Source organism: Arhodomonas sp. SL1, from assembly GCF_052060015.1.
Lineage (GTDB): Bacteria > Pseudomonadota > Gammaproteobacteria > Nitrococcales > Nitrococcaceae > Arhodomonas.
Map to the genome: position 1 here is coordinate 232,547 of NZ_JBPODZ010000002.1, position 15,031 is coordinate 247,577.

Sequence of the window (15,031 nt, forward strand, 5' to 3'; positions counted from 1 at the left end):
GATACGCAGGTCCCGGTCACGGGGAGGACTGCGAATCCGAAACAACCGCGGCGAGGGCATCAGCGAGCCACTGTGCCTCCCCCGCCACGGCATCGGCGCTGGTGTCCGCCCCGCCCATGGCTGCCAGGACGCGCAGCTTCAACGCCGCCTCATCCAGCACCTCGCGCCCATCCAGATGCTCGTGCTCGCGGAGCCATTCCTCCAGCTCTTCGCGGGCGTTGCTGCGGAAACGACTGACCGCCCCCGCCTCCAGGGCATCCAGCAATGCCCGGGCGTCCCCGCCGAGCTCCCGGTTCAGGGCATCCACCCGGTCGATGAAGGTCTCGCTGACCGCCCCGGAGGCCTCCAGGGCGTCGCGGTCCACGGGCCGTCCCCGCCCCTCCCGCCAAGCCTCAAGCCAGGCCCGCGCACCGGCGGCACGGCGGCGCAGGAGGCCCTTCTCCTCGTCGTCCAGCAGCGTGTTGGCCGCCGGCGAGCCCAGGAGGGACTCCAACGCACCGAGACGGCCAATCCCCGCGCAGATCAGCCGGTACAACAGCCCCAGGTCATCCCGCAGCAGGTGGAAAAGATGCAGTGACTCGGGCGGCTCCCAGGGGGCCACTGGCGGGACCCCCAGGGCCATGGCGTAGTCCTCGGCGGTGCGGCCCTGCGGCGCCGGGACCTCGGCGGTGGGCGGCAACGCCAGCGCCTCGGGCGCCTCCACCGCCCCGGCGCGCCGGCGCAGTCGGGCCAGGTCGACCCAGTGCACTTGCGGATCCCGCTCCTGCCAATAGGCGAGGTCGCCGGGCTGGGCGGTGAGATAGAACACCTGCCGGCCACTGTCGGCCAGGGCGTGCAGGCTCTCCACGGCGGCGCGGAAACGCTCCGGGTCGGCGGTGGTCAGGGCCTCGTCGAGGACCAGCGGCAGCGATTCGGCGCCCCGCTCCACCTCCAGGGCGAAGGCCACGCGCACCGCGAGCAATAGCTGCATCCGCGTGCCGCTGGACAACGCGGCCAGATTCCGCCGTTCCCCCGTGGCCGACTCTACGGCGGCGAACCGGGTGCCGCCGTCCGCGCTGAAGTCCAGTTGATAGTGGTGGTGGGTGAAGTGGGCAAACCACTCCCCGGCACGGCGCAGGGCCGGGGGCCGGCTGCTGCGCTCGTGCTCCTCCTGCACACGGTCGAGGAGCAGCTGCCCGGCTTCGGCGAACAGGGCCTCGTCCAGCCGTTCGCGCAGGGCGTCCGCGGCCCCTTGTTCCCCGGCACGGGCCTCCTCCAGGGCCCGCTCGGCGCCGGCACGGCGGATCGCCTCCTCGATGCGCGCGATCTCGCGGAGGAGCTCATCGCGTTCCCCGGCGCGCTCGCGGGCGGCATCCCGGCGACGTTGCAGCCCCTCCTCGTCGTCGGCCTCCACCGCTGCCATCAGACCGCCCGCCTCACCCAAGGCCTCGCGGCGCTGTCGCTCCAATAGTCGGGCCTCCCCGAGGTCGTCACGGCGCTGCCGCCACTGACCGAGCCGCTCCAGGCGCTGGCGCAGACCGGCGTCGTCACCGTCCTCGAGCCCGGCCCCGATGAAGACGGCGGTAATGGCCTCCTCGGCGGCGCGGCGCTCGCGCTCGACGCGCGCGATGTCCTGGTCCGCCCTAGCGATGTTCGTCTCCGCCTCGCGATGTCGGCGACTGCGCTCGGCCAGGTTCTCCAGGCGGGCCAGCAGTGTGTCCCCCCCCGGCTGTTCCACCTCCGGCGTCTCACCGTAGGCGGCGAGGAAAGACCCGGCCTGTTCGCGTAAATCCTGGGCCTCGCCCTCCTGCGCCTCCAAGGCGCGCTCCAACTCCCCCACCCGGCGCGCGGCCTGGTCGTGGTCGTGGGTGAGCTGCAACCAGCGCAGCAATTCGGCATCGTGGCGTGTCGTGTCGTAACCCACCTCCGCTGCCAGGCGCTGCAACCGCCCCAGCAATTCATCGCGCTCGCCACGGCGGCGGTCCAGCTCCCGGCCGAGCGCTTCCCGGCGACGTTGATCCGCCTCCCGCCCGCGCGCCTCCTGGAGCGCCCGGTCCAGGTCACTAAGGCATTGGCGGACGCCTTCCGCTTCCCAGGCCTCGGGGCCGGCAATCCCCAGTGCCTCGAAGCGCCGGCGCGCGTCCCCACGCTCCGCCGCCCCCGCCGCTTGCGGGAACGTCATCCAGGCGCCCAGGACGAAGGGGACGAGCAGGACGGAGAGGCCCCAATGCAACCCCACCGCGGCGGCCGCCAGCGCCACCGCGAAGGCCACCGCCGTGGACACGGCGCCGAGCAGCCGACGGCGCGTCCAGGGCGGATCCGTAGGGGCAGCGAGCCACTGCAGCAGCTCGCGCCGCCCGGCCATGAGCCGCTCGATCTCCCCGGTGGGGTCACCGTCTTCGGGGGGCAGGCGCTCGTGCTCACGCTCCAGTGCCGTGACGGTGGCTTCGAGGCGACGCTTCTCCTCCAGGGCCTCGCCCACGCGCCGGATCGTGGCGGGGTCGATGCGTACCGCCGCACCGCTGGCACCACCCAACGCCTCCACCGCCTGATCCCGCTCGGCCCGGGCGCCGCGCAGCGCCTCGCGCTGGTGCTCGATTTGCGCCTCCAGGCGCTGCAATCGCTGCAGGGCCCCGCGGTGGTCCGCGAGGGTGGCCTCGGTGGGACCGCCGTCGGGCAATCCGGCCTCGTCCAGGCGCCCCTGCGCTTCCGCCCGACCACGGCGCAGCCGATCCAGCTCCGCCGCCTGCTCGTCGGGCTTGCGCCGCCACTGCGCCAGGACGTCCGCCTCGTTGCCCTGCAGGCGCTCCATATCCGGCGGGAAGCCCCCCAGCTCCGCCTCCAGTGCCCGGCGCCCGCGCCGTGCCTCCAGCAGCTCCAGGGCCCGCTCGCAGCGAGTCTGCTCCAGCGCGGCCTCCTCCGCGGCCACCTGTTTGCGGCGCAGCTCATCCAGACGCGCCTCGTCCCCACGCAGCTCGGCGTGGTGCCTCTGCGCCGCCCGCAGCTGCCCGCGCGCCTTCTCCAGCGCCTTCCGCTCCCGCTGGCCGTGGCGGGCCCCCACGCGAAACGGTTCGGCCTCGCGCAGCGCGGGGATGTCGTAGCCCCCCGCCAGCTCCCGGGCGAGGCGCGTGGCGATCTGCCGGTCGGTCTCGTGGTCGTCGGCGAGCAGATCCTCCACCCGCAGGAGAAAGCAGGGCAGGAAGCGATGCTGGGGCAGTGGCGGCGGCTCCACCGGCTCACCTGCCTGCTGCCAGAGCAGCTGATCCCCCTGGCGCACCGCCCGCAGCTCGCCACGGTCGCTGTCGAAGACCGCCTCCACGGTAACCGGGAGCCGGTGGAGTTCCTCCCGGTAGAGGGCGGCCCGCAAGCCACGCACCAGGCTGGACTTGCCCGAGGCGTTGGGCCCCACCACTACATTGACCCCCGAGGACAGCTCCTCGACGGTAAAACCGGGACGGATGCCGGGGAGCCGCTCGATGGCAAGGGCGCGCAACCTCACTCGGCGCCCTCCCGCTGGGTGAGCAGGCCGTCCAGGCCCTCCAGGGCGGCACGTTCGAGGATCGACGCCACCTCGTCGGGATCCGGTTCCGGTGCCCCCAGGGGCGCGAAGTCGCGCTCGTGGACCCGGCTGACCATGCGCCGTTGGGCCTCCGTGATCAGCGCCCGGCGTTCCGGGCCGTCCTCGCCACGGAGAATCAGGAGCTTACGCGCCAACAGGCCGACGGGGTCACTGTTGTTCGCCAGGGCCTCCAGGTCCATGGCCGGCAGGGCCTCGAGGCGCCACCGCTCGATGAAATAGACGATGCCCTCGCGCTCCTGCACCATCGCGCGGGGATCGTCGGCACTCAGGATCCGCTGGACCGCCTGGCGATGCTCGCTGCGGCCGGTGAGCCGCAACCGGCATCCCACCGCCCGGGGGCGGGCCGCGCCGGCGGCGATCCGCTGGTGGATGGCGTCCAGGGCATGGGTGATACGCAGGTGCACCCCGGCGGGGTCATCCAGGTCATCCAGCGGGACGGCCACTTCCTCCCAGCGCAACGGCGCCAGCGGGATCTGCCCGATAGCCAGCTCACCACCCGTCACCTCCAGTAGCCAAGGACCGTGGGGCCCGGACTCCCCCGGGTCCATCCCGGTGAGCGAACCGAGATAGCCGATCGGACGCGGCGCAGCCAGCGCATCCGGTCGGTGGATATGGCCGAGCAGCCAGGCGTCCACCGGCGCCGCCTCCAGCTCCGCCAATCGGACCGGGGCATGATGGCTGCCGGTCTGGTCACGGTCACAATGGAGCACTCCGATGCTGGGGACAGCGCCCGTACCGGCATCGGGGACGCCCTCGGCCAGGGGGCTGGTGGTGACCACCTCGCCGGGGAACGACCAGCCCAGGACCCGTACCCGGCCGCCGTCACCACCCTGCAGCGTTTCGGCCTCCCAGCGGCCTCCCCGGCCGAGGAGCCGGAATTCCGGGATACTGTCGGCGAGCCGGGGCAGGACCTCGACGTCGTGGTTGCCGGCCACCGCGAGCACCGCCACGCCCGCGCCGGCGAGCTCCGCCACGCCCTCGCGCAAGTCGGCATAGGCCTCGTAGAAGTCGTCGTTCTGCTCGACCACGTCACCGGCGAGCAGAACCGCGTCCACGCCCCGGCGCAGCGCCTCTTCCACCGTCCGGCGCCAGGCGCCGGCGGGCGAGAGCTCCCACCCGCGGAAACGCTCCAGGACCTCGGAGGGCAGACGCGAGGCCTGGCGGCCAAGATGGATATCCCCCACGCAGAGCAGCTGCATGCCTGCTTCCCTGCCACTTCCATGAAACGAGGGCCCTCGTATAGCAAGGGCATCGGGGCATGGCAAGTCACGGAGAAATCGAGGACACAAAAAGCGGCGCCGGCACGGGGCCGGCGCAAAAAGGGGACACAGTGAACCCCTACAGGAGAGAGAGGCGATGCGGCATGGGCTCAGCCGGCGTAGTCACTGCCGGGATTGCCCTTGCCGAAGGCGCGGATCAGGCCATCGCCGGCGACCTCGGGGGCGGAATGCACCGCCCGAGCCTCGGCGTCACGCCCGCCGCGCAGGTCCTGCGGGCCGACGTAGCCGCCGAGTACCACCCGGTCGACGGGCCGCGCACCGGCATCGGCGCTGAAGTGGCTCACACCCGCGGCGCCGCTGGCACCGATGTTGAGGTCCTGTTCGAGGATCTTGCCCCCCAGCGGGCCCGCCTGGGCCTGGCCCAGACCGAGAATCGCGACGGCGGCGGCAGAAGCAATAACGAAGTGTTTCATGGCGGTTCCTCCTTCGGTTTCCGTGATCTCAAGCTTCGAGCACAGTCTGGCCGATAGTCCGAAGGGGAACTATCCGTAGGATTACGAGGCGAATACGGGGTTCCACGCAGGCACGACGTGCAGCGGGCAGAGTCCATCCGATACCCTCACTGAAAACGACAGACCCACGAGGAGGAACGCATGACCGGCGCCGGCATATTTGACCAGGACTTAGGGCAGAACCCCGCGAACCACGTCCCGCTGACCCCACTGAGCTTTCTGCGCCGTAGCGCTGCCGTCTATCCGGATTATCCGGCAATGGTCCACGGCGGCCTCTGCTACGACTGGGCGGAGGCCTACCGGCGCTGCCGCAGGCTGGCGTCCGCGTTGAGCCACCACGGCATCGGCCCCGGCGACACGGTGGCCGTAATGGCACCGAATATCCCGCCGCTGTGGGAGGCGCACTTCGGCGTGCCGATGGCCGGCGCAGTGCTCAATGCCCTGAACGTACGCCTGGACGCCGCCACCATCGCCTACAGCCTTCATCACGGCGAGGCCCGGGTGCTGATCACGGACACGGAGTTCGCGCCGGTAATCCGGGAGGCCCTGGACCGGCTCGATCGCCCGCCGCTGGTGGTGGACATCGACGACCCCGAGGGCCCCGGCGGCGAACGCCTCGGGGAGCTGGACTACGAGGCCTTCCTGGCCGGCGGCGACCCGGAATTCGACTGGCGCATGCCGGAGGACGAGTGGGAGGCCATCAGCCTGAACTACACCTCCGGGACCACCGGCAACCCCAAGGGGGTCGTCTATCACCACCGCGGCGCCTACCTCAACGCCATGGGCAACGTGCTCGCCTGGGACATGGGCCGCCACCCCGTGTATCTCTGGACGCTGCCCATGTTCCACTGCAACGGCTGGTGCTTCCCCTGGACCCTGGCAGCGGTGGCGGGGGTGAACGTCTGCCTGCGCCGGGTGGCCCCGGCGGCGATCCACGACGCGCTGGCGAATCACGGCGTGACCCACCTGTGCGGCGCCCCCATCGTCATGCAGATGCTGCTGGAGGCACCGGAGCAACAGCGCCGCGCGTTCCCGCAACAGGTACACATGATGACCGCCGCGGCGCCACCGCCGTCCAGCGTGCTCGCCCGCATGGAAGCCCTTGGCGTGGACGTCACCCACGTCTACGGACTGACGGAGATCTACGGCCCGGCGGTGGTTTGTGCCTGGAAGCCGGAATGGGATGCCCTGGGGGACGAGGAGAAGGCCGACAGGAAGTCCCGTCAGGGCGTCACCTATCCCGTCCAGGAGGACCTCGCCGTGGTCGACCCGGACACCGGCACGCCCGTGCCCTGGGACGGAGAGACCCTGGGCGAGGTATGGACCCGTGGCAACATCACCATGAAGGGCTACCTGAAAAACCCCGAGGCCACCGAAGAAGCCTTCCGGCACGGGTGGTTCCACACCGGGGACCTGGGGGTGGTACATGGCGACGGCTACATCCAGCTCCGTGACCGGGCTAAGGACATCATCATCTCCGGCGGCGAGAACATCTCCTCCATCGAGGTGGAAAACGCCCTCTATGACCATCCCGCCGTCGAGGCTTGTGCCGTGGTGGCAGCGCCGGACGACAAGTGGGGCGAGACCCCCGTGGCCTTCGTGGAGCGGCGACAGGGCCACCTCGAGGTGGACGCCGAACAGCTCATCGCGCACTGCCGGGAGCGGCTGGCCGGCTTCAAATGCCCGCGAGGGGTGATCTTCGCGGACATCCCGCGCACCTCCACCGGCAAGATCCAGAAGTACAGCCTGCGCCAGCAGGCCCGGGAGATGTCATCTCCGGCGGGTCAATAAGGGGGGCACCCCTGGCGGCAAAAAGGGGCGCCGGCCTAGGGGCCGGCGCAAAAGGGGACGCGGAGGGAAGGGATGCGTGCTCGGCAAGCGCCTCAGCCGGCCTGCCTGCCACTGACCGGGCCGCGCTTTCCGAAGGCGCGGATCAGGCCATCGCCGGCGACCTCGGGGGCGGAATGCACCGCCCGGGCCTCGGCGTCACGCCCGCCGCGCAGGTCCTGCGGGCCGACGTAGCCGCCGAGCACCACCCGGTCGGCGGGCCGCGCACCGGCATCGGCGCTGAAGTGGCTCACACCGGCGGCGCCGCTGGCACCGATGTTGAAATCCTGCGCGAGGATCTTGCCCCCCAGCGGGCCCGCCTGGGCCTGGCCCAGACCGAGAATCGCGACGGCGGCGGCAGAAGCAATAACGAAGTGTTTCATGGCGGTTCCTCCTTCGGTTTCCGTGATCTCAAGCTTCGAGCACAGTCTGGCCGATAGTCCGAAGGGGAACTATCCGCAGGATTACGAGGCGAATACGGGGTTCTACACACCCTGATCGACGACCGCCATCACCCCCTGTCGCTTCCCCCCTTTAGAGGGGTGAAAGCCCAGCCCTCCATGCTTATGTTGCCGGCACTAAGATCAATAACGGACACATAGGAGGAGGCCATGCGCGCACAACGACTCGAAGATCGGGTGGTCATGGTAATCGGCGCGGGCTCCATTGGGCCCGGCTGGGGCAACGGCAAGGCCGCGGCTGTCCAGGCGGCCCGTGAGGGGGCTAAAGTCATTGCCGTCGATATCAACGGCGATGCTGCCCGCGAGACAGTCCAGATCATCCACGACGAGGGCCGAGAAGCCTCCCCCTTCGAGGGCGATGCGACGGACTCGGACACCGTACAAGCCATGATGGAGCACGCCATCGCCACCTATGGCCGTCTGGACGTAGTCCACCACAACATCGGCATCGTCGCCTTGGGCGGTCCGGTGGAGCTGGAGGAGAAGGACTGGCACCGCGTACTCGACATCAACCTCACCAGCGCCTTCCTAGTGTGCAAGCACGCCCTACCACTCATGGAGCACCAGGGCAGCGGTGTCATCCTGGTAACCGGCTCCATCGCGGGAATCCGCTACACGGGTGTGCCCTACGTCAGCTACAGCACCACCAAGGCTGCCGTGGCGCAGCTCTGCCAGAGCGTCGCGCTGCAGTACGCCGATCGTGGCATACGTGCCAATTGCATCCTCCCGGGCCTGATGGACACGCCCATGATCTACCAGGGCCTAAAAGAAGGATACTCCGCCACAGATCAGCGAGAGATGGTCGAAAAGCGCAATACCCAGTGTCCGACCGGCACCATGGGAGACGCCTGGGATGTGGCCAACGCCATGGTTTTCCTCGCCTCCGACGAGGCCCGCTACATCACGGGGCAGAATCTCGTCGTCGACGGCGGCATCACCTGCAAGATGGCCTGAACCGTGATTACGGTCTGGGGCAGGCGGAACTCCGCCAACGTCCAAAAGGTGCTATGGCTGCTGGATGACCTGGATACTCCCTGGCAGCACCGCGATGCGGGCGGCACGCGGGAGCCCGAGACCCGGCAAGAACTGCTGGCGCGCAACCCCAATGGGCTGGTCCCGGTGCTGGAAGACGACGGACTCACCCTGTGGGAATCCAACGCTATCCTACGCCATCTGGTCCGTACCGCGCTGCCCTCAGCGCGGTACGGCAATACCCCCTCCGAGCGAGCCCTCATCGATCAGTGGATGGACTGGCAGCTCGCCACGCTCTGGCCCCCTATGCTGCCGTTCTTCATCGGACTGGCCCGGACTGCCGAGGATGAACGCGACCATATGGCAATCGAGGCGGGTCGGCAGAGAACAATGGATAATTTCCAGATCCTTGAGGTTTGGTTAGGCAACGGTGGCACGGAATATATCGTTGGTGCGGAACTCACAGTCGCTGACATCGCTATTGGACCGTTCCTCCACCGATGGCTCCTTCTAGAGCCGTCAGCGAGCGCCGAGCAACCCCACCTGGCTGCGCTCTACCAGCGCTACCGAGAACACCGGGCGTTCCAGTCGCGGATCATGACGCAGCCATTCTAAGACCGTTCCCCCCTTTCGAGGGGTGATTCCACGGGGTCCACACGCCTAGCCTGATCGCATCAAGAGAAGTCGACTACGACGGACCGGAGGAGGGGAGTTTGAATCTGGCATCGCTACTTGAGCGGGCCGGCCGGACGTTTCCGGAGCAGCCCGCCATCGCGCACGGCGAACGAAACTTGGCCAACTATGGTGCGTTCGCCAGGCGGGTGGCATCCCTGGCCGGCGCACTGCGTGGACCGGCCGGCCTCAATGAAGGCGATCGCGTGGCGCTGTTCATGAAGAACGCGCCGGCGTATCTGGAGATCCTGTTTGCGGCCTGGCACGCCGGCCTCGTGGTAGTGCCCGTCAACGCCAAGCTCGCCGCCGCTGAGCTTGGCTACATCCTCAGTCATAGCTCGGCCCGCATCTGCTTCGCGACCTCCGACCTGGTCGGGACGGTCAACACCGCCCGCCAAGACGCGGACGGGTTGGAGACGGTGATCGACACCGATTCAGCGGCCTTCGAACAATGGTTCCAGGAACAACCGCTTCCTCTCACCGAGCGAGCACCCGATGACCTCGCATGGTTGTTCTATACCAGCGGAACAACCGGGATCCCCAAGGGGGCGATGCTCTCCCATCGCAACCTCATGGCCATGACCAGCGGCTACTTCATCGACGTGGAGTCGGTGGATGTGGGGGACACCATCCTCCACGCCGCCCCCCTCTCCCACGGCTCCGGCCTGTATTGCATTCCGAATGTGGTCGCGGCGGCGCTACAGGTAATCCCGGAGAGCGGCGGCTTCGATGCCGATGAGGTCTGCGACCTCCTCACCGCCCATCGAAGGGTTTCCTTCTTCGCGGCCCCAACCATGGTCAAACGGCTTGGCCAGCGGGTGCGCGAGCGCGATGCCGATGTCAGCGCGGTGCGCACCATCATTTACGGTGGCGGCCCGATGTATCTCGCCGACCTGCGCGAGGCAACGGCAATCTTCGGCCACCGCCTCGCCGAGATCTACGGCCAGGGCGAAAGCCCCATGACCATCACCGCCAAGTCCCGCAGCTTGCATGCGCACTTCGACCATCCCGAACGCGAGTACCGCCTCGCCTCGGTGGGCATGCCGCAGGCCGTGGTAGAGGTGCGCATCGTCGACGAGCAGGGCCGGCGCCTGCCCACCGGCGAGGTAGGGGAAATCATCGTCCGCGGCGATCCGGTCATGCTCGGCTACTGGAACAACCCCGATGCCACCCACAAAACGGTGGTAGACGGGTGGCTCTACACCGGCGATCGCGGTTGCCTCGACGAGCGCGGCCTACTCTACCTCAAGGACCGCTCCAAGGACGTGATCATCAGCGGCGGCACCAACATCTACACCCGCGAGGTGGAGGACGCACTGCTTACCCACCCCAGCGTCTTCGAGGTATCGGTGATCGGCCGTCCGGATCCGGAGTGGGGGGAGACGGTGGTCGCCTTCGTCGTGGCGGCCAACGGCGCCGAGGTGGACGCCAAAACCTTAGACCGTCACTGCGTCGAGCGCATCGCCCGCTTCAAGCGACCCAGGGAATATCACTTCGTCGACGAGCTGCCCAAGAACGCCTACGGGAAGATCGTCAAGAACACCCTGCGCGAATGGCTGCGCCAGTAACCGCGCGACAGCACCGAGAGGTCAGCATGGAACACTACATGATCGGGTGGGGACATACCCCGTTCGGAAAACTCGCCGACCGCGACATCGAATCCCTCATCGTCGACGCCGCCGGCGAGGCATTGGCGGATGCCGGCACCGCGGCCGAGGAGATCGATGCCGTGTTCCTCGGACACTTCAATAGCGGCATGAGCCCCCAGGACTTCTGCGCGCCGCTCGTGCTGCAGCTCGACGAGCGGCTGCGCTTCAAACCCGCCACCCGCGTGGAGAACGCCTGCGCCAGTGGGTCCGCGGCCCTGCACCAGGGGCTGAACTACCTCGCTAGCGGTGCCGGCCACCGAGTCTTGGTCGTGGGCGTGGAGAAGATGACCGATGCCGGCGCGGCGCAGGTCGCGGACAGTCTGCTAGGTGCCAGCTACCGCAAGAGCGATCTGGCGGACACCGAGCTCGGCTTTGCCGGGGTGTTCGCCCGCATCGCACAGGCTTACTTCGCGGCATATGGCGAGCAGACCGACGTGCTCGCCCGCATCGCCGCCAAGAATCATCGTAACGGCACCCGCAATCCGCACGCGCACCTGCAGAAGGACATCGGCTTCGACTTCTGCAATACGACCTCGGAGAAGAACCCGGTAGTCGCCCCACCACTGCGGCGCACCGACTGCTCTCCGGTTTCCGACGGTGCCGCCGCCGTAGTGCTCTCCGACGCCTCCGGGCTGACCGGAGCGTCACGGGCGGTAGGCTTTCGTTCCCGCGTGCAAGCCACTGAGCTCATGCCGATGGAACGGCGCGACCTCACCCGTCTAGAGGGCGCCGCCTACGCCTGGGGCAATGCTATGGAACAGGCCGGCGTCGGTCTCGAGGACCTCTCTTTTGCCGAGGTCCATGACTGCTTCACCATCGCCGAGCTCTTGATCTATGAAGCCATCGGCCTAGCTCCCCGGGGCCAGGGACGTCGCGCCATAGAGGAGGGCTGGGTCGAGCCCGACGGGCGCCTGCCCATCAATCCCTCCGGCGGGCTCAAGGCCAAGGGCCACCCCGTCGGTGCCACGGGTGTGTCCATGCACGTCATGGCCGCCAAACAGCTAACCGGCGAGGCCGGCGCCATGCAGATCCCCGGCGCCGAGCTTGCGGGCGTGTTCAACATGGGTGGCGTCGCCGTCGCCAACTACGCCAGCGTGCTCGAGCGAGCCCGCTGACCCGACCGAGAGAAATCGATCCATTAGGAGGAGAGGCATCATGCAGAGAAGAAAGTTCCTCAAGCTATCCGGCGCCTCGGTGGGCGGGGCCATCGCCCTCAGCATCATTCCGGTGTCACTGTTCGCCCAGGGCGCGCATAAACTGCGCTGGGCATCCTACATTTCCCAGCAGGCCATGCCCTCGCAGCTCGACACCTGGTTCATGGAGGAGCTGGTGCGTCGTTCCGAAGGCGCCATAGAGTTCAGCCAGCACTGGTCCTCGTCGCTACACAGTGTGGGCGATCATTTGCCGGCGGTGCGGGACAACCGCACACAGATGTCGTTGATCTCGCCCGGCTACTACGAATCCGGCATGCCGGTGACCCGCGGGCTTGAGTGGTACTACCGTATGGAGCGGGCGGATGCCCTGCAGCGCGTCTGCCGGGACGTCTATGAGAATTTCGCACCGCTTCGTGAGGAGTGGGAGCAACGCCACGGCGCTAAGGTCCTGTACTGGACGAACTGGTATCACGCACCACTGGTCACCCGCGAGCCGATCGAGTCCATAGAAGACCTCCAGGGCAAGCGTATCCGCGCCTATGGCGTGATGAACGACACCATCGATCGCCTCGGTGGCTCACCGGTACCCATGTCGGCGACCGAGGTGTACACGTCACTGGAACGCGGTGTCATCGATGGCGCGGCAGGCTTCGAGTTCGTCACGGCGGTCAGCTATCAGCTCCATGAGATCGCACCGCATTTCACGGACATGGGCGCCGGCCCTCATGCCCCCGCGGCGACGGTCATGAGCATGCGCCAGTGGGAATCGCTGCCCGAAGAGATTCAGGCACTGATGGAGGAGATCGCCGCTGACCTCTACGCACGCAAGCTCACCGAAATCTACGGTCCGGCGGCGGAGCAGGCCGTGGACAAGGCGCTCGCCGACGGTGCGCAGTTTGCCACTTGGTCCGAGGAGGAAAAGGCCCGGGCGCAGGACATCGTCCAGCCGGAACAGGTGGAGATGTGGAAACGCGAGGTGGCCGAACCACAGGGCATCGACGGGGAGGCCATGCAGGAGATGGTGGAGAAGGCCATCGCCGAGCATGACGGCTCCGGTGATCTGCGCACCCCCTACGAGATCTACCGAGACAGGAGCTGATCTCCGTTACGGCGGGGCGGTTCTCCGCCCTGCCGGTCACTACCGCCGCACGGACAGGGTAATCCCGTGAAACGACTTCAGCGCATCGAGAACGTGCTGGCGTGGCTGACCGGAATTGTCGCTACTGCCTTTCTGCTGTTCCTCATGCTTGGCACGACGTTCGACGTCGCGTCGCGCCTGGTGCTTGGAAATTCCATCCCCGGCGTATTCGAGCTGAGCGCGCTTGGCATGGCCGTAACGGTGATGTTCGGACTCGGGTGGGCCCAGCAACGGCGCAAGCACATCCGTGTGACCTTCATCGCCGAGCGCCTACCGCCCGGGCCGCGCGCTGGCCTAGAGGCCTTCGTCTGGGTGGTGACCGCAGCACTGCTCGTGCTCATCGCCGTACCCTCAACCCAGGAGGCCTACCACTCCACGGTGAACGGAGAGTTCCGTTGGGGGGTCGTCAACGTCCCGGTGTGGTGGGTACGCATCATCATCGCTCTCGGACTCTGGCTCGCGGCACTGCAAATGCTCAAGTGCGCCATCGAGGCGCTGCTTTACCCGCACAGGGCAACCGGTACGCAGGCAAACGAAACTCGGGATCCCGCCCATGATTGAGCCCGTAACCGCCGTCGTCCTCACCATTGTGTTGCTGTTCGTGCTGATGGCCATCGGCCTACCGGTATTTGCCGCGCTGGGCGTATCGGGTCTGTTCGGCATCCTCTCCACCGAGGGGTTCGGCTACGTATACTCGACACTTCGAACGCTGGTGTATCAGGAAACCGCGGTCTATCTATTGGTGGTGATCCCGCTGTTCATCTTGCTCGGCAACTTCGCCTACCACGCCGGTGTGGGGCGGGCATTGTTCGGGATTTCCCGGCGCTGGGTGGGACACTGGCCCGGAGGGCTCGCCATGTCGAGCGTGCTCACCTGCGCGGGCTTCTCTGCCACCTCCGGATCAAGCGTGGCGACGGCGGCTACCGTCGGTTCCATCGCCCTGCCAGAGATGAAGAAGGCAGGCTACGACAACCGCCTCTCAACCGGCGCCATTGCCGCCGGCGGGGTCCTCGGGGTGCTGATCCCACCAAGCGTCCTGCTGGTCTTCTACGCCGCCATCAACCAGGTCTCGGCCGGGGCCATGCTGCTCGCCGGGGTCATCCCCGGCATCGTTTCCACGGCCGTCTTCCTGGGCGGGATCTGGGTGGTGACGCGCATCAATCCCCACCTGGCTCGACCGGCGGAGCGCGCGGGTTGGCGCGCGCGCTTCGTTTCCCTGCTGGGTGCCTGGCCGCTGGTCGTGCTTATCGTAACCGTACTTGGAGGCATCTACAGCGGCATCTTCACCCCTACCGAGGCCGGCGCCGTGGGCGCGGCGGCCGCACTGGCCATACTGCTCATCTCCCCGGCCCGTGGGAAACTCCGCGGCATCTGGAGCTCGTGCCAGGACGCCATCACCACCACGGTGATGATCATGATGACCATCGTTGGGGCGGCCATTTTCAGCCTGTTCCTCAGCCTCGTACAGCTGCCCCAGATGCTCTCGGAGTTCGTGGCCACACTGCCACTGCCTGGGGCCGTCATCGTGCTACTGTTCCTGCTGATCTTCTTCCCCCTCGGGATGTTTCTCGACGCCTTTTCGATGCTGGTGATCACCATGCCAATCATGTTCCCGGTGGTCACCGATCTGGGCTTCGATCCCATCTGGTTCGGCATCCTGGCGGTAAAGATGTGCGAGATCGGACTTATTACTCCACCAGTGGGCCTGAACTGCTACGTCATAGCGGGGCTGGACGAGGAGGTGAGGTTAGAAAGCGTGTTCCGTGGTTCGGGCTGGTTCGTACTCATGGAGCTAACGACCCTCGCCATTCTGTTCGCCTTCCCGGTGCTCGTAACCTGGCTGCCGACAACCATGTGAGCCGCCGCG

The 15,031-nt window shown here is 67.6% G+C and carries 12 protein-coding genes; 8 read left to right on the top strand and 4 right to left on the bottom strand.

The window, feature by feature from the left end; all coding sequences use genetic code 11:
* Positions 1-16 precede the first annotated feature (16 nt).
* The 3 genes from ACQ754_RS04880 to ACQ754_RS04890 form a co-directional block, all read right to left on the bottom strand.
* Positions 17-3,478, bottom strand: coding sequence for a hypothetical protein (locus ACQ754_RS04880; RefSeq protein WP_440995876.1), 3,462 nt, complete (start codon positions 3,476-3,478; stop codon positions 17-19).
* Complete coding sequence (locus ACQ754_RS04885; RefSeq protein ID WP_440995877.1) at positions 3,475-4,758, bottom strand: metallophosphoesterase family protein; 1,284 nt, start codon at positions 4,756-4,758, stop codon at positions 3,475-3,477. Before ACQ754_RS04885 ends, ACQ754_RS04880 begins: the two co-directional genes overlap by 4 nt.
* Positions 4,759-4,928: 170 nt before the next feature.
* Entirely contained in the window at positions 4,929-5,252 is a 324-nt protein-coding gene (locus ACQ754_RS04890; protein WP_440995878.1) for a hypothetical protein, read from the bottom strand.
* A gap of 180 nt (positions 5,253-5,432) precedes the next feature.
* Here ACQ754_RS04890 and ACQ754_RS04895 point away from each other — a divergent pair, with 180 nt between their 5' ends.
* Positions 5,433-7,082, top strand: coding sequence for an acyl-CoA synthetase (locus tag ACQ754_RS04895; RefSeq protein WP_440995879.1), 1,650 nt, complete (start codon positions 5,433-5,435; stop codon positions 7,080-7,082).
* A 92-nt stretch (positions 7,083-7,174) separates the two neighbouring features.
* Here the strand turns inward: ACQ754_RS04895 and ACQ754_RS04900 are convergent, their stop codons facing one another.
* Positions 7,175-7,501 (bottom strand): hypothetical protein, encoded by a 327-nt coding sequence (locus ACQ754_RS04900; protein ID WP_440995880.1) that lies wholly within the window; start codon positions 7,499-7,501, stop codon positions 7,175-7,177.
* A gap of 228 nt (positions 7,502-7,729) precedes the next feature.
* Here ACQ754_RS04900 and ACQ754_RS04905 point away from each other — a divergent pair, with 228 nt between their 5' ends.
* The 7 genes from ACQ754_RS04905 (at position 7,730) to ACQ754_RS04935 (ending at position 15,022) form a co-directional block, all read left to right on the top strand.
* The gene (locus ACQ754_RS04905) at positions 7,730-8,533 is read left to right on the top strand and encodes an SDR family NAD(P)-dependent oxidoreductase (RefSeq protein WP_440995881.1); all 804 of its coding nucleotides are present in this window, start codon (positions 7,730-7,732) and stop codon (positions 8,531-8,533) included.
* 3 nt (positions 8,534-8,536) lie between these two features.
* The gene (locus ACQ754_RS04910; RefSeq protein WP_440995882.1) at positions 8,537-9,166 is read left to right on the top strand and encodes a glutathione S-transferase family protein; all 630 of its coding nucleotides are present in this window, start codon (positions 8,537-8,539) and stop codon (positions 9,164-9,166) included.
* A 98-nt stretch (positions 9,167-9,264) separates the two neighbouring features.
* Positions 9,265-10,791 carry an AMP-binding protein gene (locus ACQ754_RS04915; RefSeq protein ID WP_440995883.1) on the top strand — a complete coding sequence of 509 codons (1,527 nt, stop codon included), beginning with the start codon at positions 9,265-9,267 and terminating at the stop codon, positions 10,789-10,791.
* A gap of 26 nt (positions 10,792-10,817) precedes the next feature.
* Positions 10,818-11,987: an acetyl-CoA acetyltransferase gene (locus ACQ754_RS04920; protein ID WP_440995884.1), complete on the top strand. Its 1,170-nt coding sequence runs from the start codon at positions 10,818-10,820 to the stop codon at positions 11,985-11,987.
* 40 nt (positions 11,988-12,027) lie between these two features.
* Entirely contained in the window at positions 12,028-13,125 is a 1,098-nt protein-coding gene (locus tag ACQ754_RS04925; protein ID WP_440995885.1) for a C4-dicarboxylate TRAP transporter substrate-binding protein, read from the top strand.
* 66 nt (positions 13,126-13,191) lie between these two features.
* Positions 13,192-13,725, top strand: coding sequence for a TRAP transporter small permease (locus tag ACQ754_RS04930; protein WP_440995886.1), 534 nt, complete (start codon positions 13,192-13,194; stop codon positions 13,723-13,725).
* Positions 13,718-15,022 (top strand): TRAP transporter large permease, encoded by a 1,305-nt coding sequence (locus tag ACQ754_RS04935; protein WP_440995887.1) that lies wholly within the window; start codon positions 13,718-13,720, stop codon positions 15,020-15,022. Before ACQ754_RS04930 ends, ACQ754_RS04935 begins: the two co-directional genes overlap by 8 nt.
* Positions 15,023-15,031: the final 9 nt, after the last annotated feature.

What these genes read in the sequence shown, in the direction of transcription:
- ACQ754_RS04900 (WP_440995880.1), bottom strand. Translation starts at nt 7,501, where the DNA reads ATGAAACACTTCGTTATTGCTTCTGCCGCCGCCGTCGCGATTCTCGGT.
- ACQ754_RS04890 (WP_440995878.1), bottom strand. Translation starts at nt 5,252, where the DNA reads ATGAAACACTTCGTTATTGCTTCTGCCGCCGCCGTCGCGATTCTCGGT.
- ACQ754_RS04925 (WP_440995885.1), top strand. Translation starts at nt 12,028, where the DNA reads ATGCAGAGAAGAAAGTTCCTCAAGCTATCCGGCGCCTCGGTGGGCGGG.
- ACQ754_RS04885 (WP_440995877.1), bottom strand. Translation starts at nt 4,758, where the DNA reads ATGCAGCTGCTCTGCGTGGGGGATATCCATCTTGGCCGCCAGGCCTCG.
- ACQ754_RS04920 (WP_440995884.1), top strand. Translation starts at nt 10,818, where the DNA reads ATGGAACACTACATGATCGGGTGGGGACATACCCCGTTCGGAAAACTC.
- ACQ754_RS04935 (WP_440995887.1), top strand. Translation starts at nt 13,718, where the DNA reads ATGATTGAGCCCGTAACCGCCGTCGTCCTCACCATTGTGTTGCTGTTC.
- ACQ754_RS04905 (WP_440995881.1), top strand. Translation starts at nt 7,730, where the DNA reads ATGCGCGCACAACGACTCGAAGATCGGGTGGTCATGGTAATCGGCGCG.
- ACQ754_RS04895 (WP_440995879.1), top strand. Translation starts at nt 5,433, where the DNA reads ATGACCGGCGCCGGCATATTTGACCAGGACTTAGGGCAGAACCCCGCG.